The organism is Bacillus mobilis (assembly GCF_001884045.1).
Taxonomy (GTDB): domain Bacteria; phylum Bacillota; class Bacilli; order Bacillales; family Bacillaceae_G; genus Bacillus_A; species Bacillus_A mobilis.
Genome location: NZ_MACF01000101.1, coordinates 1 through 307, shown reverse-complemented (window position 1 = coordinate 307; position 307 = coordinate 1). Strand labels below are relative to the sequence as shown.

Annotated in this window: 1 pseudogene; it reads left to right on the top strand. The window is 32.2% G+C overall.

The window, feature by feature from the left end:
• Nucleotides 1–122 precede the first annotated feature (122 nt).
• Nucleotides 123–307: pseudogene (locus BAQ44_RS17060) on the top strand (RNA-guided endonuclease InsQ/TnpB family protein); the annotation flags it as partial.

The following is a 307-nucleotide window of genomic DNA, read 5'->3' as shown; positions in this document are numbered from 1 at the left end:
CTCCCACCTCTAAACGTAAGTGAAGGTGGTGAGGTGAATCGAAAGAAATATTTTATTTTCAAGAAAAACAGAAACATACATTCTGTTTTTGCTATAATATCCTTAACAAGGAGGTGAATAAAATGACAAAGGAAAATCCATCAAACTATAAAACTCTTCAAATTTGGATTAAAAAAGGGCATCGTATGTATTCTTATTTTCAAGAATGTTGTCATAACGCTAAGAATATGTACAACACTACAAACTTTTATATACGCCAGGTGTACACTGGATTAACACAAGAAAAAGAGTTGCAGCCTTTGCAAAA